The 20,276-nt window shown below is 63.8% G+C and carries 18 protein-coding genes, 1 tRNA gene and 1 pseudogene; 14 read left to right on the top strand and 6 right to left on the bottom strand.

The window, feature by feature from the left end; genetic code table 11:
• Nucleotides 1-903 carry a phosphotransferase family protein gene (locus X728_RS156890; protein WP_023831172.1) on the bottom strand — a complete coding sequence of 301 codons (903 nt, stop codon included), beginning with the start codon at nt 901-903 and terminating at the stop codon, nt 1-3.
• 107 nt (nt 904-1,010) lie between these two features.
• Here X728_RS156890 and X728_RS156895 point away from each other — a divergent pair, with 107 nt between their 5' ends.
• Nucleotides 1,011-1,643, top strand: a complete 633-nt coding sequence (locus X728_RS156895) for a class I SAM-dependent methyltransferase (protein WP_023831171.1) — start codon at nt 1,011-1,013, stop codon at nt 1,641-1,643.
• 12 nt (nt 1,644-1,655) lie between these two features.
• Here the strand turns inward: X728_RS156895 and X728_RS156900 are convergent, their stop codons facing one another.
• Together X728_RS156900 and X728_RS156905 are read right to left on the bottom strand one after the other, a co-directional pair.
• On the bottom strand, nt 1,656-4,109 hold the full coding sequence (locus X728_RS156900) for an FAD-dependent oxidoreductase (protein ID WP_023831170.1): 2,454 nt from the start codon (nt 4,107-4,109) through the stop codon (nt 1,656-1,658).
• On the bottom strand, nt 4,106-4,990 hold the full coding sequence (locus tag X728_RS156905) for a phosphotransferase family protein (RefSeq protein ID WP_023703531.1): 885 nt from the start codon (nt 4,988-4,990) through the stop codon (nt 4,106-4,108). The genes X728_RS156900 and X728_RS156905 overlap by 4 nt, the downstream gene beginning before the upstream one ends.
• A gap of 422 nt (nt 4,991-5,412) precedes the next feature.
• Between X728_RS156905 and X728_RS156910 the strand changes: the two genes are divergently transcribed.
• The 10 genes from X728_RS156910 to X728_RS156960 all read left to right on the top strand — a co-directional run bounded on the left by X728_RS156910 (nt 5,413) and on the right by X728_RS156960 (nt 15,149).
• The gene (locus tag X728_RS156910; RefSeq protein WP_023685103.1) at nt 5,413-6,177 is read left to right on the top strand and encodes a DeoR/GlpR family DNA-binding transcription regulator; all 765 of its coding nucleotides are present in this window, start codon (nt 5,413-5,415) and stop codon (nt 6,175-6,177) included.
• Nucleotides 6,178-6,246: 69 nt separating this feature from the next.
• On the top strand, nt 6,247-6,522 hold the full coding sequence (locus X728_RS156915) for a hypothetical protein (protein WP_155923951.1): 276 nt from the start codon (nt 6,247-6,249) through the stop codon (nt 6,520-6,522).
• Nucleotides 6,523-6,577: 55 nt separating this feature from the next.
• Nucleotides 6,578-7,189 carry a DedA family protein gene (locus tag X728_RS156920; protein WP_023692634.1) on the top strand — a complete coding sequence of 204 codons (612 nt, stop codon included), beginning with the start codon at nt 6,578-6,580 and terminating at the stop codon, nt 7,187-7,189.
• Nucleotides 7,190-7,269: 80 nt separating this feature from the next.
• Nucleotides 7,270-8,181: a LysR substrate-binding domain-containing protein gene (locus X728_RS156925; protein WP_023673412.1), complete on the top strand. Its 912-nt coding sequence runs from the start codon at nt 7,270-7,272 to the stop codon at nt 8,179-8,181.
• Between the two features lie 211 nt (nt 8,182-8,392).
• On the top strand, nt 8,393-9,547 hold the full coding sequence (locus X728_RS156930) for an ABC transporter substrate-binding protein (RefSeq protein WP_023692632.1): 1,155 nt from the start codon (nt 8,393-8,395) through the stop codon (nt 9,545-9,547).
• Nucleotides 9,548-9,757: 210 nt separating this feature from the next.
• Nucleotides 9,758-10,756 carry an ABC transporter ATP-binding protein gene (locus tag X728_RS156935; RefSeq protein ID WP_023831169.1) on the top strand — a complete coding sequence of 333 codons (999 nt, stop codon included), beginning with the start codon at nt 9,758-9,760 and terminating at the stop codon, nt 10,754-10,756.
• Between the two features lie 220 nt (nt 10,757-10,976).
• Nucleotides 10,977-11,942 carry an ABC transporter permease gene (locus X728_RS156945; RefSeq protein WP_023831167.1) on the top strand — a complete coding sequence of 322 codons (966 nt, stop codon included), beginning with the start codon at nt 10,977-10,979 and terminating at the stop codon, nt 11,940-11,942.
• On the top strand, nt 11,932-12,747 hold the full coding sequence (locus X728_RS156950) for an ABC transporter permease (RefSeq protein ID WP_023673416.1): 816 nt from the start codon (nt 11,932-11,934) through the stop codon (nt 12,745-12,747). Before X728_RS156945 ends, X728_RS156950 begins: the two co-directional genes overlap by 11 nt.
• 104 nt (nt 12,748-12,851) lie before the next feature.
• Nucleotides 12,852-14,279 (top strand): gamma-aminobutyraldehyde dehydrogenase, encoded by a 1,428-nt coding sequence (locus X728_RS156955; protein WP_023831166.1) that lies wholly within the window; start codon nt 12,852-12,854, stop codon nt 14,277-14,279.
• Between the two features lie 153 nt (nt 14,280-14,432).
• Complete coding sequence (locus tag X728_RS156960) at nt 14,433-15,149, top strand: hypothetical protein (RefSeq protein ID WP_023831165.1); 717 nt, start codon at nt 14,433-14,435, stop codon at nt 15,147-15,149.
• On the opposite strand, the pseudogene X728_RS0134745 reads toward X728_RS156960, so the two are convergent.
• Nucleotides 15,077-15,523, bottom strand: a pseudogene (locus X728_RS0134745) (SAM-dependent methyltransferase); the annotation flags it as partial. The gene X728_RS156960 and the pseudogene X728_RS0134745 sit on opposite strands and share 73 nt — an antisense overlap.
• A 105-nt stretch (nt 15,524-15,628) precedes the next feature.
• Between X728_RS0134745 and X728_RS156965 the strand changes: the two are divergent.
• The gene (locus tag X728_RS156965) at nt 15,629-16,639 is read left to right on the top strand and encodes a ligase-associated DNA damage response exonuclease (RefSeq protein ID WP_023831163.1); all 1,011 of its coding nucleotides are present in this window, start codon (nt 15,629-15,631) and stop codon (nt 16,637-16,639) included.
• Nucleotides 16,640-16,883: 244 nt separating this feature from the next.
• Nucleotides 16,884-18,482, top strand: a complete 1,599-nt coding sequence (locus X728_RS156970) for a cisplatin damage response ATP-dependent DNA ligase (protein WP_023821511.1) — start codon at nt 16,884-16,886, stop codon at nt 18,480-18,482.
• A gap of 7 nt (nt 18,483-18,489) precedes the next feature.
• On the opposite strand, the gene X728_RS156975 is transcribed toward X728_RS156970, so the two are convergent.
• Nucleotides 18,490-19,713 carry a hypothetical protein gene (locus X728_RS156975; RefSeq protein WP_023821510.1) on the bottom strand — a complete coding sequence of 408 codons (1,224 nt, stop codon included), beginning with the start codon at nt 19,711-19,713 and terminating at the stop codon, nt 18,490-18,492.
• Between the two features lie 57 nt (nt 19,714-19,770).
• Nucleotides 19,771-19,992: a hypothetical protein gene (locus X728_RS1000000170235; RefSeq protein ID WP_155921595.1), complete on the bottom strand. Its 222-nt coding sequence runs from the start codon at nt 19,990-19,992 to the stop codon at nt 19,771-19,773.
• Nucleotides 19,993-20,064: 72 nt separating this feature from the next.
• On the opposite strand from X728_RS1000000170235, the gene X728_RS156980 reads away from it, so the two are divergent.
• Nucleotides 20,065-20,140: transfer RNA gene (locus X728_RS156980), tRNA-Thr, on the top strand.
• Nucleotides 20,141-20,276 lie beyond the last annotated feature (136 nt).

The following is a 20,276-nucleotide window of genomic DNA, read 5'->3' as shown; positions in this document are numbered from 1 at the left end:
TTAACCTTGGCGCACCGCCGCCAGATGCCGTGAAAACTCAGGCGTTTCCATCAGCGCCTTGCAACGGGCGAAGCGGCCGTCGGCATAGGCGCGGAAATCCTCGACCGGGTTGTTGTTGGCAAGCTGGATAAGGCCCCAGAGCGTCCACAACAGGTCGCACATCGCCTTGTAGGTGACGACGCGGCCGCGCTCGGCCGGTTTTGCCTCGCGGCCGAAATAGGCGCGCATCATCTCTTCCTCCTGCGCGGTGTCGAACCGGCCTTCGACCGAGAGGTCGCCGAGGTCCCAGAGCGGGTCGTTCATCCCCGAATATTCCCAGTCGACGATCCACATCCGCTCGCCCGTATCGAGAAAATTCTCGCACAGTGGATCGCAATGGCAGGCGGCAATCGGCAGTCTATGCGCGGCAAGGGCGGCACGCACGGTGTCGGATTCGCGCACCACGTCGTGGTAGCCCGGCGGCAAGGCGACGTCCTTGGTCGATAAGACCTTGAGATAGTCGTCGATCATCGCAAACAGCTCGAAGCGGAACGGAAACACCGCACCGGACGCGTGCAGCCTGCGGAAGGCTTCGCCGGCGCGGGCCGGGCTGCCGGCGCGCAGCTTGAATTTGTCCGGCGACATCGTCACGGCGCCGGCAACGAAACGGCTCGCCAGCACGCCTGTCGCGGGGTCGACATGCAGCACTTCGGGGCTGACGCCGGCTTTGGCCGCCTCACGCGCCGCCACCGCTTCATTGGCTCGGTTGATATATTCCTCGGTGCCTTTGCCGGGGATACGCAGGCAGATATCGCCGGCCCGAAAGACGAGATTGGTCATCCCGCCGAGCCGCTCCAGCGGTCCGTCGTAGCCCGCTAATGCCGGAATCGCTGCAAGTGTTGCGCGTGCCTCGTCGGTCCCCATGCCTGTTGCCCCTGGCGTGTTATTTCTTGCGACAACGGTTCCACAGTTTTCGCCGTTTGGCTATCATCCCGATCAAGGGTGAGCAGCGAGCTGGCGGAGAAACAGCCATGGCGGGCAACAAGGATCATGGCGGGCTTGGCGCCGCCTATTCAGCGCAACGGCCCGAGGACGTCGCCGCGATCTATGACAATTGGTCGGAAACCTACGATGCCGATATGTCGGCCGCCGGCTACCGCCATCCGACGATCTGCCTGGCCCTGCTCGCACGGCATCTGCCGCGCGGCGCGGCCCCGCTTCTCGACGCCGGGGCCGGCACCGGGCTGATCGGCGAGTGGCTGGCCATTACCGGCTATCCCAAGGTCGAAGCGCTCGATATTTCGCAAGGCATGCTGGCCAAGGCGGCGGCAAAGGGCGTCTATTCGGCGCTGCATTGCCTAGCGCTCGGCGGGCCGCTGCCCTTTGCCGACAATGCCTATGCCGGCATCGTCTCGGCCGGCGTTTTCACCTCCGGCCATGTCGGCGCCGAGGGGCTGGACGAACTGATCCGCGTCTGCCGTCCCGGTGGCGTCATCGTGCTGACCATCAAGAACACGCTGTGGAACGCCGGCTTTGCCGATCGCATCGCTGCGCTCGAGGCTGAGGGCAGGGTCGTTCGTGCCGAGGAGACTGCGCCTTATGTTTCGATGCCGGGCGAGGCTGACACCGTGCCCAGCCGCGGCCTTGTGCTCCGTGTGAGCTAATCCAGGTTTCGTCTACGCTTTGATCTTGCTCATCGCCGGATCGTACATCGGCTCGAGATGGATTTTGGCCGGCGTCCGCTCCATGGCGACCACCAGCTCATAGTCGCCCGAGCCGAGGAAATCGTCGCCGACGCCATCGGCATTGCGGACATATCCGTAACCGATGTTCTTGGCCAGCGTGTAGCCATAGCCGCCGCTGGTGAGATAGCCGACCGGTTCGCCATTGCGCAAAATCGTCTCGCGCCCGACCAGCACGATATCGGGATCGTCGACCGTGAAGCCGGCAAAGCGTTTCTTCAGGTCGGCGCCGCTGATCTTTTCGAGCGCCCGCCGGCCGACGAAATCCGTGTTCTTTCTCAGCTTCACCGCCCAGCCGAGGCCGGCCTCCAGCGGCGTGTCGTTGGGTGTGAGGTCGGAGCCCCAGGCGCGATAGCCCTTCTCCAGCCGAAGTGATTCCAGCGCTCGGTAGCCGATCGGCCGGATGCCGAGCGGCTTGCCGGCGGCCATCAATGCGTCGAAGATTTCGCCGGTGGCGGCGATCGGCACATGCAATTCCCAGCCGAGCTCGCCGACATAGGTGACGCGCAGCGCCCGAACCGTATGACCGGCAATGGCGATCTCGCTGACATGGCCGAACGGGAAGGCGGCATTCGAGACATCCGCGTCGGTGACGGCCGAAAGCACATCGCGGGCGCGCGGCCCCATCAGCGACAGCGTGCCGAAATCCTCGGTGACATCTTTCAACGTCACGTCGAGGCCCTTGCCGACATGGTCGCCGATCCAGGAGAGATCATGCGTGCGGAAGCCGGTGCCGGTCACGATGTAGAATTTGTCTTCGGCGAGCCTGGCCACCGTCAAATCGGCCTCGATGCCGCCGCGCGTGTTGAGAAGCTGCGTGTAGGTCAGCCGTCCCACCGACTTGGCGACATCGTTGGCGCAGATCCAGTCCAGCGCCTTTGCCGCATCCGAACCCGTCATTTCGTATTTGGCGAAGGAGGACTGGTCGAAGATGCCGACTTTCTCGCGCACATGCCGGTGCTCCTCGCCGACCGGGCCAAACCAGTTCTGCCGGCCCATGGAATAAATGTCTTCGGATGTGGCGCCCTGCGGCGCGAACCAGTTCGGCCGTTCCCAGCCGAGCTTGGAGCCGAACACCGCGCGGTGCGCTTTCAGCCGCTCGTAGAGCGGCGAGACGATGCGCGGCCGGCCCGAGACGTACTCCTCATGCGGAAAGCCGATCGTGTAATGCTTGCCATAGGCTTCCAGCGTGCGATCGCTGACCCATTGCCGGTCGCGGTGCAAATTGGAAAAGCGCCTGATGTCGACCACCCAAAGGTCGAGCGGCGCTTCACCATCGACAACCCATTGCGCCAGCACCCAGCCGGCGCCGCCGCCGGAAGCTATGCCGAAGGCGTTGAAGCCGGCGCCGACGAACATGTTGGCGCATTCGGGCGCGACACCGAGGATGAAATTGCCGTCCGGCGTAAAACTCTCCGGCCCGTTGATCATCTGCTTGACGCCGACCGTCTCCAGCGCCGGCACGCGCGCGATCGCCTGGCTCATATGCTGTTCGAAATGATCGTAGTCGTCGTCGAACAGGCGGAACTCCCAGTCATCGGGGACATCGCCGCCGGGCAGGCCGGTCGCCCAGGCCTGCGGGTTCGGCTCATAGCCGCCCATCACCAGCCCGCCGACCTCTTCCTTGAAATAGGTGCGGCGGTCGGGATCGCGGATTGTCGGCGCGTCGGTCGCCAGCCCGTCGATCTTCTCGGTGATGATGTACTGGTGCTTGACCGGTTGCAGCGGCACGCAAATGCCGGCCATCGCGCCGACCTGGCGTGACCATTGCCCGGCGCAGTTCACCACCTTGTCGCAAGCAATGTCGCCCTTGTTGGTCTTCACCGCGGTGATGTGCCCGTCCGTCATGTCAAAGCCGGTAACGCGGACGTCCTCGAACAGCTTGGCGCCATGCATGCGCGCGCCCTTGGCCAGCGACTGCGTGATGTCGGAGGGGCTGGCCTGCCCATCGGTCGGCAGCCAGGAGGCGCCGACGAGGTCGCCGGTCTCCAGCAGCGGCCACATCTTTTTGACCTCCCCCGGCGACAGCAACTGCATGTCCATGCCGAAGCTCCTGGCCGTCGTCGCCAGCCGTTTATATTCGGTCCAGCGGTCGGCATTGGTCGCAAGCCTGAGGCACCCGGTCATCTTCCAGCCGGTAGCGAGCCCGGTTTCGGCTTCCAGCCCCTTGTAGAGCTCGACCGAATATTTGAGCACGCGGGTGATCGAGGCGGACGAGCGCAGCTGGCCGACCAGCCCGGCCGCGTGCCAGGTCGAACCCGAGGTCAGCTTGCCCTGTTCCAGCAGCACGACATCGGCCTTGTGGTCGCGCGCCAGGTGGTAGGCCGTCGAACAGCCGATAATGCCGCCGCCGATGACGACGATGCCGGCATGTGTGGGCAAGCTCATGACTGTGTCCCGTATTTCGTGCGGTAATTGTCCAGCGCCGCGTCAAGCCGCGTCAGGTTCTCCGCGGTGTAGGCGACGTAGTCGATGCCGGGCGCGTCGAGGTAAAGTTCGGAAACCATGCTCCACATCGCCTCGCGCAGCAGCGAGGCGCATTGCATGGCCGCGTGCGAGCGGCGGATCGCCTCATCCGGCTCGCGCATGAAATACGCCGTGAGGAAAGTGAAGGACTCCGCGTCGCTCATCTCGGCGTTGGAGGCAACGCCGGCAAGATCGAACATCGCGGTGTTGAAACCGGCATATTCGAAATCGATGAGCCACAACCTGTCGCCATCGTCGAGAATATTTGCCGGCAAAAGATCATTGTGGCCGAAGACGATCGGCAGCAGTTTCTGGGCCCGCTCCAACTCGTCGGCCAGAGCCAGCAGCCTGGGCAGCTCGTCGCGCTTGCGGCTGCCGCCTTCGCTCAGCGTTCGCGCATAGTCGCGGATGACATGGAAGACCCAGAACATGAAGCCGGCGCCGGAGATGTGATTGGGCATCTCGCGATGGAACCCGCGCATAAGGGCTGCGACGCGGCCGATATTGGCGCGCACGTCCTCGGCAACATAGGTTTTCGCGCCGAGAAATTCCGTGACCATGATGCCGGGTTCGGAATGGCGGACCGCCGGCGCGAAGCCTGCGGCGTGCGCCGCACGGGCCGTCATCACCTCGCGGTCGCGAAAGACGTGGTGAAATGGATAGTCCTGGCCGAAGCGCACGACATGCCGCCCGGCCGCGTCCTTGACCAGATAGTTGGCGTTGCTGAGGCCGCCCGGCAGCGGCGCAATGTCGATGCTGCCATTCCAGCAAGGCAAGGCCCGGATGCGGTCTTCAGCAGTCACGGGGCCATCCCTGACTTTTGCGGAGCTTCGATAGGCGCCAAGCGCCGCGCAACGAGGGTTAGGGGAAGCGCAAAAATCTCGTCGGTGCGGGACACAGGAACTCCTATCCCGCACCGCACCGACGAGCCCCTCTGGCCAGGTTTTGATACCCGGTCTCCGCCCCCGCGGATTTGAAAAACTTTGTGCCAGTTCAATCCCAGACGGTCTGGCCAGACGGTCGGGTCCGTGAAATGCGGCTCTGCCATCACCCTCCCGTGGCAGTTCCGAAGCCCTGTCACGCCATCAATGTCACGCTAGTGCTGCTTATCTGTCAATGAAATGTTGTGACTTTTTTTGGGTGTTTTGCCCGAAACCACGAGCAATTCCTTTAAAAACGGCGGCATTGCCCTAAAACCGGGCAGGCCGCAAATTGAGGAAGCCAGATGATCCATTCGAAACGGCATGGCGAAATCCTCCGCCTCCTCAAGGAAGAGGGCACCGTCACCATTGCCAGCCTCGCCGACCGGCTGGGGGTTTCGCTTGAAACGGTGCGCCGGGATGTCAAGCCACTGACCGGCAATGGCTCGGTGCTCAAGATGCATGGCGCCATCGGCCTGCCGTCGATGGCCGGCGAAGCGCCCTTCGAGCGGCGCATGCGCGACAATGCCGAGGCCAAGCGGCTGATCGCCCGCATGGTCGCTGCCACCATTCGCGACGGTGAATCGGTCATGCTGGACACCGGCACCACGACCTCGTTCCTGGCCCGCGAACTGCTCGGCCACCGGCGGCTGACGGTCGTCACCAACTCGTCCGATATCGCCCGCACGCTGGCCACCGTCAACGGCAACAAGGTCTATATGGCCGGGGGCGAATTGCGCAGCGATTCCGGGGCCGCCTTCGGCGCCTCGGCGATCGATTTCGTCAGCCGCTTCTCGGTCAGCCATGCGGTGATTTCGATCGGCGCCGTCGATGCCGCCGCAGGCCTTGCCGACTACGATCTGGAAGAGGCGGAGTTCGCCCGCATGGTGCTGTCGCGCGGCCAGCGCTCGCTGGTCATCACCGACCACACCAAGTTCGGTCGCCAGGGTCTGGTCCAGGTCTGCGGCTTCGACGGTTTTTCCGAACTCGCCACCGACCAGCCGCCGCCGCGCGACATTGCCTCGGCACTTGCCGAGGCTGGAGCGCGCCTCAGCATCGCTGCGGCCTAGCCAAACACCAGCGACTGGCGCGCCGCGATCCCGGCCCATGCCGCCACCCGATACCACGAAGGCGATGTTGTGCATCATGCGCGCCGCGTCGCCGGCCGCATAAGATGTCGTTCTGGTGAAAAATTGCTTTTTTCAATCATCCCGCTCTTCGCAATGTCCATGCAACTTGGCAGCCGCAAACAGCGCCTCGTCGAAATGCGGGCCGGGCGAATCGCCCGCATCAGCAATGAGGCCACCATGCTGCAAACGATGCCTTGTCTTTCCTGGACGCTTGCGCGCTCCGACCTGGAAGCGGACCCGGCTTGGCCGGACATTCCGCAACTTTCCGCCGGCGACGGTGTATGACGGTGTATAAGGTGTCCAGGATCAAGAACCTCAAAACCTATGACTGGCGCTTCGCATGACTGATCCACTGTCGGCGATCCTGGGCTTCGGCCTGCTTGGTGTCGGCTGTCTCGCCTTCACTGAAAAGATCCTGCCGCTGCCGCCCTCGCATGTGCTGCTGCTGTTCCTCGGCATGACGGCAGCCTCCGATCTCCTGGCGCTGGCGATCCTGCTTCTGGTGACGACGCTGTCCGCCATCACAGGCTGCCTTGTCTGGTATAGTGTGGGCCGTAGGATTGGATTGGATCGTGCCGACAGGCTGGTCGAGCGTTTCGGCAAATATGTCTGCTTGCGCTATGCGACCTACAGCAAGCTTGGTCAGGCCTACCGCCGCCATCATGTCCGGGTCTCCTTGCTGGCGCAGTTCATCCCGACGGTTCGCAACTATCTGCCGATCGCGGCCGGCGCGCTCCGTCTTCCACTCTTGCCCTTCGCGGCGGCGACGCTGCTCGGCGCCACGCTATGGAACACCGGCTTCCTCGTCACCGGCTACCTTATGCGCGGCAGCGGCCGGGATTCCTATGCCATCGGCTTTCGCATCATCGTCATCGTCCTGGCGCTGGAGACGGCGTTCATGCTCGCGCTTCGCTACGGTCCTGCCTGCCGGCGGCGCCTCGGGTTCGGCTGACCAGGAGGCGCCTCAAGCCGTATGGGTATAAGCTCCGCCTTCGGCTTTCCTTCCCCGGCGCGCCGGTGTTTAGTCCGGCCATGGCTTTCACCATCCGCCAGCTGCAGTTCTTCATTGCCGTCGCCGAGCAAGGCACGGTGTCGGGCGCCGCACAAAACCTCTCCATCTCGCAATCCTCGGTCACCGAGGCGATCAAGGAGCTGGAGAGCGATCTCGGCGTCGAATTGTTCGAGCGCCATCCGCGTGGCCTCAACATTACCCACAAAGGCCACCAGTTCCTGCGCCATGCGACCAAGATCCTGGCCGACGTCTCCGACGCGCGCCGCGCTTTTTCCGACGACCAGGTGGTGGCCGGCGGGCGGCTGCAGCTCGGCGTCACCTCGCTGGTCGCGGGCTATGTGCTGTCCGATCTGCTGGCGCGCTACCGCCGCGCCTATCCCGGCGTCGATGTCTCGGCCATCGAGGACAATGGCGACTATCTCGAACATCTGCTGATCGGCGGCAAGCTCGACATTGCCGTCATGGTCACCTCCAATTTGCGCGACCGCACCGCTCTGCAGTCGGAAATCCTCGAGGTCTCGGCCTACCGGCTGTGGGTCCCGCTCGGCCACAAGCTGGCCAGCGCCGACATTATCGGCATAGGCGACATTGCCGGCGAGCCGCTGATCATGCTGACCGTCGACGAGATCGAGGAGAACACCGGCAAGCTTCTGGCGGCGATCGGCGCCAGGCCGCATGTCGCCTTTCGCACCCGCTCGGTCGAAGCCGTTCGCAGCCTCGTCGCCACAGGTGCGGGCGTGGCGTTGCTGCCCGACCTAGTCTACCGGCCGTGGTCGCTGGAAGGCGACCGCATCGAATCGCGCGACATTTCGGGTTCCCTGCCGGTCGTCCAGGTCGGCATGGTCTGGCGCCGCGGCTCCGGTCTGCCGCAGGCGTCGCGCGACTTCATCGGCCTTGCCCAGTCGCAGCGTATGGTACGCCAGCAGCGTTGATAGGGTGCGTGGTTATCTATCGGAAAAACCGATATCGCGTTTCTGATAAATGAATTTGCGAAACCGGAATTTTCCGAGCACTTTTCATGTCAGGGACGAAAGCCGCCATCAGAGCGGCAACGTGCCATCGGATGAACTGACGCTTTTCAGCCTGCGGCTGACCGCGGCGGCGACTCGCTTCGCAGTCAGGCGCCAAAATGGGAGATTGACGATGAATTCATTCCTGAAGACGTGCACCGCCTTGACGGTCGCGCTGACCTTTTCCGGTCAGGCCGTCGCCCAGGTCAAGGAACTTGGCAAGGGCGAAGGGGAGGTCAGCATCGTTGCCTGGCCGGGGTACATCGAGCGCGGCGAAACCGACAAGGGCTATGACTGGGTGACCTCCTTCGAGAAGGAGAGCGGCTGCAAGGTCAACGTCAAGACCGCGAACACCTCCGACGAGATGGTCTCGCTGATGAATGAGGGTGGGTTCGATCTAGTCACCGCTTCGGGTGACGCATCGCTGCGCCTCGTTGCCGGCAAGCGCGTGCAGCCGATCAACACCGATCTCATCCCGAGCTGGAAGGCGGTAGACGACCGTCTGAAGGATGCGCCCTGGTTCACCGTCGACAAGGTGCATTACGGCGTTCCCTATCAGTGGGGCCCGAACATCCTGATGTACAACACCGATGTCTTCAAGGAAGCGCCCAAGAGCTGGAACGTCGTCTTCGAGGAAATGAACCTGCCGGACGGCAAGTCCAACAAGGGCCGCGTCCAGGCCTATGACGGCCCGATCCACATCGCCGACGCCGCCAACTATTTGATGTTCCACAAGCCGGAACTCGGCATTAAGGACCCGTACGAATTGAACGAAGACCAGTACAAGGCAGCGCTCGAGCTGCTGCGTGTTCAGCGGACGCTGGTCGGCCGCTACTGGCATGACGCCGCCATCCAGGTCGACGATTTCCAGAACGAAGGCGTCGTCGCTTCCGGTTCGTGGCCTTACCAGGTCAACACGCTGGTTGCCGCCAAGAAGCCGGTCGCCTCGACGGTGCCGGAAGAAGGCGTCACCGGCTGGGCCGACACCACCATGATGGAGGCCGACGCCGCGCATCCCAACTGCGCCTATATGTGGCTTGAGCATTCGCTGTCGCCCAAGGTCCAGGGCGATGTCTCGGCCTGGTTCGGCTCGCTCCCCGTGGTGCCCGCTGCCTGCAAGGGCAACGAGCTGCTCGGCGAGGAAGGCTGCAAGACCAACGGCTACGAGAACTTCGACAAGATCAAGTTCTGGAAGACCCCGGTCTCGAAGTGCGCAACCCAGAACGACCAGTGCGTGCCTTACTACCGCTGGGTGTCCGACTATATCGGCGTCATCGGCGGGCGTTGAGCTTCCTTTAACCCACCCCCTTGTGGGGAGGGTCGACGCGCAGCGTCGGGGTGGGGGCAGCGCTGACGTCCGGTGCTAGTCACCCCCACCCGCGGCTTCGCCGCGACCTCCCCATCGAGGGGGAGGTGAAGTGCCGTGCCCGCTGGCCTGATTGGTGGCGGCAAGAGCTATTTCGACGAACCACAAACCGGCAACAGATCAGGACAGCCCATGACCTCGGCCGTTTCCTTCCAGAAAGTCTCTCGCCATTTCGGCAGCGTGCGCGCCGTCGATGCGGTCGATCTCGACATCGTGCCGGGCGAGTTCTTCGCCATGCTTGGTCCGTCGGGGTCCGGCAAGACTACCTGCCTGCGCCTCATCGCCGGCTTCGAGCAGCCGACATCGGGCTCGATCTCGATCTTCGGCGAACGCGCCGAGGGCGTGCCGCCCTATCGCCGCAACGTCAACACCGTGTTCCAGGACTACGCGCTGTTTCCGCATTTGAACGTGCTCGACAATGTCGGCTACGGGCTGATGGTCAAGGGCATCGCCAAGCCGCAACGACAGAAGGCGGCGGAAGAAGCGCTGTCGCTGGTGCGCCTGCCGGGCTATGGCGCCCGCCGTCCCGGCCAGCTCTCCGGCGGCCAACGCCAGCGCGTCGCGCTGGCCCGTGCGCTGGTCAACCAGCCCAAGGTGCTTTTGCTCGACGAGCCGCTCGGCGCGCTCGACCTCAAGCTGCGCGAGAACATGCAGGAAGAGCTGAAGTCGCTGCAGAAGGCGCTCGGCATCACCTTCGTCTTCGTCACCCATGATCAGGGCGAAGCGCTGTCGATGGCCGACCGCGTTGCCGTCTTCAATGACGGCAAGATCATGCAGATCGGCACGCCGGAAGAAATCTACCAGCGGCCCAGGACACGCTTCGTCGCCGATTTCGTCGGCTCCTCCAATGTGTTGCCGCCGGATTTCGTCCACCGCTATTCCGGTGAGCACCGCTGGGGCAGCCTGCGTCCCGAATCCATCCGCATCGGCAGCATTGCGAAAGGCGAAGGGGTTGCCGCGCGCCTGGTCGGAACCAACTATCTCGGCGCTACCACAAAACTGGCGTTGGACGCTGATGGCCTGAGGCTGCACGCCATCGTGCCGGCCGGGACAAAGCTGCCGGCGGAAGGCGAAGCGGTGGTGCTGACGTTCAACCGCGAGCATTTGCATTTGATGGACGAGCCGGCATGATTGAGGTTTGCGCCAAGCACCCCCCTCTGTCCTGCCGGACATCTCCCCCTCAAGCGGGGAGATTGGCTGTTCCTCCCGGTTTCGCCAATCTTCAACGTTGGGGATTTGGCGAGGCAGCGAAACTGCTGATCTCCGCCCTTGAGGGGGAGATGTCCGGCAGGACAGAGGGGGGTGTGAAGGAACCCGGCTTCTCAGGGTTCCTTCAGCACGCGGTCGCCCCATGACCATCGCCGCGCTCAACTCAACCTCCGCCCCCGCCATCCTGCCCGGCAGCGGCGGCGTGCGCGGTGCGCTGTCCGACCTGTTCTGGCGCAAGCCGCAACTGCTGCTGTTCCTCATGTTGGCGCCGCCGGTGCTGTGGCTCGGCGTCGTCTATATCGGTTCGCTGTTCGCGCTCTTGGCACAGAGTTTCTTCTCGATCGACGAGTTCTCCGGCCTCATCAACCACGAATTCACGCTGAAGACCTATGGCGACCTGTTCCAGCCCGCCAATCTCGACATCCTCCTGCGCACGGTGACGATGGCGGTGCTGGTCACGCTGGCCTCGGCCGTCATCGCCTTCCCGATCGCCTATTATGCGGCGCGCTATGCCCGCGGCCGCTGGAAGGCGCTGTTCTATCTCGGAATCATGCTGCCGCTATGGTCGAGTTACCTCGTCAAGATCTACGCCTGGAAGCTGATCCTCGCCAAGGAAGGCATTTTGACCTGGCTGCTCGCCAAATTGCATCTGCTCTGGGTGCTCGACGGCTGGCTGTCGCTGCCGGTCGTCGGCGGCAACTCTTTGTCGGTCTCCGCCACCGGCACCTTCATCGCTTTCGTCTATGTCTGGCTGCCGTTCATGATCCTGCCGGTGCAGGCGGCATTGGAGCGCGTGCCCGGCAATCTGGTCGAGGCGTCCTCCGATCTCGGCGCATCGCCGGGCCAGACCTTCCGCAACGTGCTGTTCCCGCTGGCGCTGCCCGGCATCGTCGCCGGCTCGATCTTCACCTTCTCGCTGACGCTGGGCGACTACATCATCCCACAGATCATCGGCACATCGCGGCTGTTCATCGGGCAGGCCGTCTATTCGCAGCAAGGCACAGCCGGCAACATCCCGCTCGCCGCAGCCTTCACCGTCGTGCCCATCGTCATCATGGGTTTCTATCTCTGGGGCGCCAAGCGCATGGGGGCCTTCGATGCGCTCTGACGGTTCGCAATCCGCTCCGCTCGGCCTCAAGATCGCTGCCGCCTGCGGCCTGCTGTTCCTGCATCTGCCGATCTTGTTGATCTTCGTCTACGCCTTCACCACGGAAGAGAAGAGCTTCGTCTGGCCGCCGCCGGGGCTGACCACACAATGGTTCGCCGTCACCTGGAACCGGCCGGATGTCTGGCAGGCGCTGTCGCTTTCGGTCCGTGTCGCCGCCATCTCGACCGCGATTGCCTTGATACTGGGCACGCTGTGCGCCGCCGCCGTGTCACGGACGAAATTCTTCGGCCGCGAGACGATCTCGCTGCTCGTCATCCTGCCGATCGCACTGCCCGGCATCATCACCGGCATCGCGTTGCGCTCGGCCTTCTCGCTAGCCGACATCCCGTTCTCGTTCTGGACGATCGTGCTCGGCCACGCCACCTTCTGCGTTGTCGTCGTCTACAACAATGCGGTCGCCCGTTTCCGCCGCACTTCCGGCTCAATGATCGAGGCCTCGATGGATCTCGGCGCCGACGGCTTCCAGACCTTCCGGCACGTCGTGCTGCCCAACATCGCCACCGCTCTGCTTGCCGGGGGGATGCTCGCCTTCGCGCTCTCCTTCGACGAGGTCATCGTCACCACCTTCACCGCCGGCCAGCAGCAGACCGTGCCGATCTGGATGCTGGAAGAGCTGATCCGCCCACGCCAGCGTCCGGTCACCAATGTCGTCGCCATGGTCGTGGTGCTGGTGACGCTGCTGCCCATCCTTGCCGCCTATTACCTGACCCGCGACGGCGACCAGATCGCCGGTTCGGGCAAATGAAGAACAGCGAATAGGGAGTAGCGAATAGCGAATAGGGAGATTGCACGACCAGCCCTATTCGCTACTCGCTATTCGCTACTCGCTCCTGACCAAGGAGAACCCGCATGGACACCCAGATGCTGATCGGCTCGAAGTTCGAGAACGGCACCGAGACCGAGGAGCCGATTCTGAATCCAAAGACCGGGGCGACCATTCTCAACCTGCCTGAAGCCAGCCAGGCGCAGATCGAGGCGGCTGTTACTGCCGCCGGGCGAGCGTTCGTCTTGTGGTCACGCACAACGCCGGCGCAGCGCTCCGGCTATCTCCTCAAGATCGCCGACCGCATCGAGGCCAACGCGCGGGAGTTCGCGGCGCTCGAGGCGCTGAATTGCGGCAAGCCGATCAACGCCGTGCTCAATGACGAGATCCCGGCGATCGTCGACTGCTATCGTTTCTTTGCCGGCGCTGTGCGTTCGATGCCGGGCGTGGTCGCCGGCGAATACATTCCCGGCCACACCTCGATGGTGCGGCGCGATCCGATCGGCATTGTCGCTTCCATCGCGCCGTGGAACTATCCACTGATGATGATGGCCTGGAAGCTGGCGCCGGCCATTGCCGGCGGCAACACCGTCGTCTTCAAGCCGTCGGAGCAGACGCCGCTGACGGCGCTGAAGCTGGCCAGGATCCTGGCCGAGGTGCTGCCCGAGGGCGTCGTCAATGTCGTGCTCGGCCGCGGCGACAGCGTCGGCAACACGCTGATCAATCACGCCAAGGTCAACATGATTTCGATCACCGGCGACGTCGCCACGGGCAAGAAGGTGCTGCAGGCCGCCGCCAAGTCGGTCAAGCGCACGCATCTGGAACTCGGCGGCAAGGCGCCGGTCATCGTTTTCGACGATGCCGACCTCGGCGCCGTGGTCAACGGCCTGCGCGCTTTCGGCTACTACAATGCCGGGCAGGATTGTACAGCCGCCTGCCGCATCTATGCCGGCAAGAAGATCTACGACAAGCTCGTCGCCGATCTCTCATCTGCCGTCTCGACCATCAAATACAACCAGCCCGATGACACCGAAAACGAGATCGGGCCGCTGATCTCGCGCCGCCAGCGCGATCGCGTGTCGAGCTTCGTCGAGCGCGCTTCGGAACTGAAGCACATCGAGATCACCACCGGCGGCAAGCCGGGCGCAGGCTCCGGCTTCTACTACCAGCCGACGGTGGTTGCCGGCGCGCTGCAGGAAGACGAGATCGTGCGCCGCGAAGTGTTCGGCCCGGTCGTTTCCATCACCCGCTTCTCCGAAGTCGATGAAGCCGTGAACTGGGCCAATGACAGCGACTACGGCCTGGCATCCTCGGTGTGGACCAAGAACGTCTCGCGCGCCATGGCGACGGCCGCCCGTCTGCAATATGGCTGCACCTGGATCAACACCCATTTCATGCTGACCAACGAGATGCCGCATGGCGGGCTGAAGCAGTCCGGCTACGGCAAGGACATGTCTCTCTATGCGCTGGAGGATTATACCGCCGTTCGTCATGTGATGGTGGCGCATGGGTAGAGGCCGCCACTATCTCTAAAATATTCGCCACGCCGTTTTCTGTACATTAAGCGTGAGTAACTTTAAGCGCACGTCGAGAGTTTACGATTTACTGAATATTCAACCTGAACGAGCAGCCTCTTGCCGGGAAACCGCGCGGCGAGGGGGTTGCGCATGAACACGACCAAGATCAAGCTGGTACTCATTGGCGGCTTCTGTCTGCTGATCGCTGTGTTCGGCGGCAAGGACATGATCAAGAAGAGCGGCTGGCCCGAGGCGCCTGCTGAAATCCTCGCGGTCAATGTCGAATGCGACATGGAATCGACCGCCCACAAGATTGTCTACAAGACCGTCAGCACCGCCACGATCCCGTGCGAACTGGTGGATGCGTTCAAGACGGTTCATGCTGACAAAGAGTGGAAGGTGACCCAGAAATTCACCGGCACCTTGCGCGTCGGCACCGGCGCCGACGCCGTCGAGGCCACGATGGAGCTGAACAAGAACGGTGCCCGCGAACCGCAGGTCCGCGACAAGCTCACCGTCGTCCAGAACCCCGCCAACCCCACCCAGATCGAACGCACCGGCATGACCGGCACGCGTTTGACGATCGTCATTGGGGCTGGACTGCTCGGCGCGTTGCTTCTCTATCTTGCTTTCAAACCCCGCCGGCGGATGTCGACCTCCGCCGTGGCGGGCAACCCTGCCGGAGATGCCGGCGCGGACCAGCGCGCGCGCCAGGCCGACGCCTTGATAGCGGCGGCCCTGGCCAAGCAGGCCACATTGCCCAATCAGCCGGCACGTGTCGCGGCTGCCGGATTGTCGAGCGCCAGCGAAAAGCGGCCCGGTCTTGCCGCTCGAATGGCGCGATCGAGAAACTCCGGCAGCCGGTAGCCGAGCTTGCCGACCAGCGAATCTTCGATAGTTTCGGCATAGTGGTCAAACAGCGTTTCGACAAAGGCGCTGGGTGGCGCCGCGGCAGCCGGCCCCTTGCCGATGAGTTGCAGCTTCAGCGCAGCGCCAAGGCGATCCGCCGGGTCGAGTTTCAGCGCCGTCGCCCAGGCTTGAGCCGCCACGTCGAGCCGCTCGGCCGTCTCCTGCATCTCGCCAAGACGGAACCAGCCCGCCGCCCATTGCGGCGCCAGTTCCAGCGCGCCGAGCAGCAGCTCCGCCGCTGCCGCGTGCTCGCCCGAGCCGAAAAGCATCTCGGCATAGTCGGCGCGACGGTCGGCAGTCAGGTCGCCGGACGAGATTTTCAGCGGTTGCATGGCGATGGCCCCACCGGCTGATGCGGCCGGTGGCTGGCTGTAGGCCGAGTCAGCAGTCTCTTGCAACAGGCTTCCCGCGCTGGAATTAGCCACTATCTTGACTGGATGCGCGCCAGCGACCTGCTCCATCCCCGGCCTGAAGGCCTTTATTGCCCATGCGGCGATTTCTTCATCGACCCGGTGCGGCCAGTCAACCGGGCGTTGATCACGCATGGCCATTCCGACCATGCCCGATCCGGCCATCGTTCGGTGCTGGCTACGCAGCAGACACTCGACATTATGGGGTTGCGTTATGGCGAGGATTTTGCCGGGACAACGCAAGCGGCCGTGCTTGGCGAAGCGATGGCGCTGAACGATGTCAGCATCACCTTCCATCCGGCCGGCCATGTGCTGGGCTCGGCGCAGATCGCGGTCGAGCACAAGGGCAGGCGCATCGTCGCCTCCGGCGACTACAAGCGCCAGAAGGACGCGACCTGCGCACCGTTCGAACCGGTCCAATGCGACGTCTTCATCACCGAGGCGACCTTCGGCCTGCCGGTGTTTCACCATCCGCCCGACACGGAGGAGATCGCCCGGCTGCTCAAATCGGCGGCGCAGTTTCCCGAGCGATCGCATCTGGTCGGCGCCTATGCGCTGGGCAAGGCACAGCGGGTGATGCGGCTGCTGCGCGATGCCGGTTATGACAGGCCGATCTATATCCACGGCGCGCTGGCCAAGCTCAGCGAATATTACCAGAGCCAGGGCATCGACCTCGGCACGCTGGAGCCGGCAACCGTCGACAGCGGCGGCAAGCAGGATTTCACTGGGGCCATCGTTGTCGGCCCTCCATCGGCCTTCGCCGACCGCTGGGCGCGGCGCTTTCCCGACCCGATCTCATGCTTCGCCTCGGGCTGGATGCGCATCCGCCAGCGCGCCAAGCAAGGCGGCGTCGAACTGCCGCTGATCATTTCCGACCATGCCGACTGGGATGAACTGACCGCTACCGTCAAGGAGACGGGCGCCGGCGAAATCTGGGTGACGCACGGCCGCGAGGAAGCGCTGGTGCGCTGGTGCGAGCTGGAAGGCATCGCCGCCAGGCCACTGCACCTTGTGGGCTATGAGGACGAGGGCGATTGATGGTGATTTTTGATCCAGAAATCGCCGGCGCGGCGATCCTTCCCACCCCCCTCTGGCCTGCCGGCCATCTCCCCCGCAAGGGGGGAGATCAGATGTCACCTCCGCTTTCGCCAATCGCCAACCTCGCAAGATGGGCGGCAAGATCAAGGCTGCCAATCTCCCCCCTTGCGGGGGAGATGTCCAGCAGGACAGAGGGGGGTGTGCCAGAGCGCAAACCTCTGCCGTCAACGCGGTCCTTGCATCCATGAACCGCTTTGCCGAACTCCTCGACCGTCTGGTGCTGACGCCGTCGCGCAATGGCAAGCTGACACTGCTCGTCGATTATTTCCGCAGCGTCGAGGACCCCGACCGCGGGCTGGCGCTGGCGGCTATCACTGGCGACCTCAACATTGCGGCGGTCAAGCCGGCGATGCTGCGCACGCTGGTCACCGAGCGCATGGATCCGGTGCTGTTCGGCTATTCCTACGACTATGTCGGCGACCTTGCCGAAACCGTCTCGCTGGTTTGGCCGCAAACGCCGGGACATATCCCCAACCGGGAGCCGACGCTTGGCGATGTCGTGGCGACGCTACAGGCGGCGAGCCGCTCCGACGGACCCAAGGTGCTGGCCGGGCTGCTCGACAGCGCCGGCATTTCGGCGCGCTTTGCCATCATCAAGCTGGTCACCGGCGGCTTGCGCATCGGCGTTTCGGCGCGGCTGGCCAAACAGGCGCTGGCCGATTTCGGCAAGGTCGATGTCGCCGAGATCGAGGAGCTGTGGCACGGGCTGACGCCGCCCTATATCTCGCTGTTCGCGTGGCTGGAAGGCAAGGCCGAGAAGCCGAAGCGGACCGCACTTGCCCTGTTCAGTCCGGTGATGCTGTCGAACCCGGTCGGCGACGGCGACCTCGAAAAGCTCGATCCGGCCGCCTATGCCGCGGAATGGAAATGGGACGGCATCCGCGTTCAGGCGGTGTGCGAGGGCGGCGTGCGCCGGCTCTATTCGCGCACCGGCGACGATGTGTCCGGCGCATTCCCCGATCTCGCCCAGGCGATGAATTTTTCCGCCGCGCTCGACGGCGAATTGCTGGTCGGCGAGCCTGCGGCGACCGGCACGTTTTCGGACCTGCAACAGCGGCTCAATCGCAAGAGCGTGGCCCCGAAGATACAGCAGCAATACCCGGCCTTCATGCGCTGCTACGATGCGCTGCAGATCAACGGCGAAGATTTGCGCGCGCTACCTTTCCGCGAGCGGCGGGCCCGTCTTGAGGCCTTCATCACAACGCTGGACCCGCACCGTTTCGATCTGTCGCCATTCGTCGAATTCCCGGATTGGCAAACGCTGGAGGAACTGCGCCGCGCGCCGCCGCACCCGATCATCGAAGGCGTGATGCTGAAGCGCTGGGATTCGCCCTATCTCGCGGGACGGCCGAAAGGCCCGTGGTTCAAGTGGAAGCGCGATCCGCACACGGTCGATGCTGTGCTGATGTATGCGCAGCGCGGCCATGGCAAGCGGTCAAGCTTTTATTCCGACTATACGTTCGGCGTCTGGTCGGGGCCGGAAGGCGCAGAGGAACTGGTGCCGGTCGGCAAGGCCTATTTCGGCTTCACCGACGAGGAGCTGAAGCAGATTGACAAATTTGTCCGCGACAACACGGTCGAGCGTTTCGGCCCGGTGCGCTCGGTGCGCGCCGACCGCAGCCAAGGCCTGGTGCTGGAGGTGGCGTTCGAAGGTCTCAATCGTTCGACTCGCCACAAATCCGGCGTTGCGATGCGATTTCCCCGCATCTCACGGCTGCGCTGGGACAAGCCGACCGCCGAAGCCGACCGCATCGAGACGCTGCAGGCGCTGCTGGATCGCTAGGCAGCGCTCACGGTTCGATCGAGACGCGGATCTCGTAGATGTCGACCGCCTTGCCCTGCTTGTCGAAGTCGGAGTTGATGGCGATGCTGCCGGCGGCGCCCGGGGGCTTGTCGGGGAATTTCACGTCGAACAGATATTCGTTACGCTGCTGGCCGACCGCATAGCGCTTGCGGCCGCAATCGCCGAGATCGCCGAAATTGCAGTCGACGGAGATCTGCGTGTCCTTGCCGTCCTCGGCGCGGGCGACGACGTCGAACACGGCATGTTTGCCGGCAAGCTTCTCCAGCACGCCCTGCCCGACATCGAAGCTGATGGCCGAGCCGGAAGCACCGGAGCGGATGCGCAGGAAGGAGCCGGTGTCGTCCTGCACGACATCGGCCTTGGCGTCGGACGGGGTCGCCACATGCGTTGGATCGGTGGGTGTAAACACGTTGATCCAGTCGCGCGTCTGTTCGGCGACACCAGGCTGCTGCGGCGCGCCAGGCTGCTGCGGCTCAGTTGTATCGGCGGGCGGCGTGAAGTCGTCATCGTCGACGGTCGGCGGCGCTTCGGGCGGCGCCGTGTCGAGCTGCGCCGGCGTCTTGAAGACTCCGGTCTGCACGGCGAAATAGAGGCCGATGCCGGCGGCGGCGAGCAACGTCACGCCAAAGAAGATCGCCGTCAGCGGCAGGCGGCGGCCCCTTATCCGCCTTTCATCGCGGTCAGGCGCCACTTCCGCCGCGGCCTCGGCCGGCGCGGAATCGGCCATATCGATCGCCGGGGCGCCGGGCAGCGTGGCGTCAGGCATGATGTCGGGGACGACCGGCAGCACGCGCGAACGCGGCGCGTCGGATGCCTCGGGCTGAACCGGTCCATCAACGACGATCGCCGGCGACGGTCCGGCCGCGACACCTGTCGGGGCATCGACCGCGGGCGCTTCGCCGGCGCCCTGTACGGCGTCTTGCGGCTGCGCAACGTGTTGCGTCAGCGCGGTATCTTGTGTCTGCGCAGCGCTCTGCGTCGGCGCGGCGACATCGGGGACCGCGGGCAGGAATTCGGATTCGATCTCGGCGATCTTTTCCTGCACCGCCTTACGGCGCTTGATGGCGGCTTCCACCGTCACGCCGGGATTGGCCTGGAGCACGCGGTCGAGCGCCGCGAAAGCCGACCGATAGACCCGCTCGCGAAATGCCCGGTCCTCGGCGTTGCCTTTCTCGAAGGCGTTGCGGATCGCTTTTTCGATCGCGTCCAAGCGAATTCCCCTGTCCGTTCGCTTACATTGCCATGATCGTTAGCCGCAGGCGACCAATCAATCAACGGGCGAGCGCCCGCATTCTGCCTTACAGGCCTGTTCAACGCCCATTTCGATGCCTTTTAGCAATAAAATCAGTCCGTTTGCCGCCTTGCCGGGCGATTTGCGCGCAGTCCGGCGCGACGTCTCCGCGTAATCGAAAAAGCAAACAAGGCGATGGCTTATTCCGCGCCAATGGAAAATGACGGGACGAATTGCCGGATCCAGCCTTGAAATCACGGTTGCCCATCTTGAATTAGCGGCCGGTTGAGTCTATCACCCAGCCGATCCTGGAGGCTTCGCGCTTCCTGGGCCGCTTTAGCTCAGTTGGTAGAGCACATCATTCGTAATGATGGGGTCAGGTGTTCGAGTCACCTAAGCGGCACCAGTTCTCCATCCGACGCAAGCGTGACGGCAGGTGCAAGGCTAATGCACGTCACTCCCTACGCCAACACCGGCACTTCCTGTCTGCCTCGTCGACATGCGCCATATGGCCGCCGCCACAGGATTGCGTCGTCAGACGC

The organism is Mesorhizobium sp. L103C119B0 (genome assembly GCF_000502235.1).
Taxonomy (GTDB): domain Bacteria; phylum Pseudomonadota; class Alphaproteobacteria; order Rhizobiales; family Rhizobiaceae; genus Mesorhizobium.
The sequence above is the reverse complement of the archived record's forward strand: the minus strand, read 5'-3'. Positions and strand labels throughout refer to the sequence as shown.

Bases quoted from the DNA above. Each gene is read 5' to 3' on its own strand.
- X728_RS156890 (WP_023831172.1), bottom strand. From the start codon at position 903: ATGGGGACCGACGAGGCACGCGCAACACTTGCAGCGATTCCGGCATTA.
- X728_RS156895 (WP_023831171.1), top strand. From the start codon at position 1,011: ATGGCGGGCAACAAGGATCATGGCGGGCTTGGCGCCGCCTATTCAGCG.
- X728_RS156900 (WP_023831170.1), bottom strand. From the start codon at position 4,109: ATGAGCTTGCCCACACATGCCGGCATCGTCGTCATCGGCGGCGGCATT.
- X728_RS156910 (WP_023685103.1), top strand. From the start codon at position 5,413: ATGATCCATTCGAAACGGCATGGCGAAATCCTCCGCCTCCTCAAGGAA.
- X728_RS156920 (WP_023692634.1), top strand. From the start codon at position 6,578: ATGACTGATCCACTGTCGGCGATCCTGGGCTTCGGCCTGCTTGGTGTC.
- X728_RS156925 (WP_023673412.1), top strand. From the start codon at position 7,270: ATGGCTTTCACCATCCGCCAGCTGCAGTTCTTCATTGCCGTCGCCGAG.
- X728_RS156930 (WP_023692632.1), top strand. From the start codon at position 8,393: ATGAATTCATTCCTGAAGACGTGCACCGCCTTGACGGTCGCGCTGACC.
- X728_RS156935 (WP_023831169.1), top strand. From the start codon at position 9,758: ATGACCTCGGCCGTTTCCTTCCAGAAAGTCTCTCGCCATTTCGGCAGC.
- X728_RS156945 (WP_023831167.1), top strand. From the start codon at position 10,977: ATGACCATCGCCGCGCTCAACTCAACCTCCGCCCCCGCCATCCTGCCC.
- X728_RS156950 (WP_023673416.1), top strand. From the start codon at position 11,932: ATGCGCTCTGACGGTTCGCAATCCGCTCCGCTCGGCCTCAAGATCGCT.
- X728_RS156955 (WP_023831166.1), top strand. From the start codon at position 12,852: ATGGACACCCAGATGCTGATCGGCTCGAAGTTCGAGAACGGCACCGAG.
- X728_RS156960 (WP_023831165.1), top strand. From the start codon at position 14,433: ATGAACACGACCAAGATCAAGCTGGTACTCATTGGCGGCTTCTGTCTG.
- X728_RS156965 (WP_023831163.1), top strand. From the start codon at position 15,629: ATGCGCGCCAGCGACCTGCTCCATCCCCGGCCTGAAGGCCTTTATTGC.
- X728_RS156970 (WP_023821511.1), top strand. From the start codon at position 16,884: ATGAACCGCTTTGCCGAACTCCTCGACCGTCTGGTGCTGACGCCGTCG.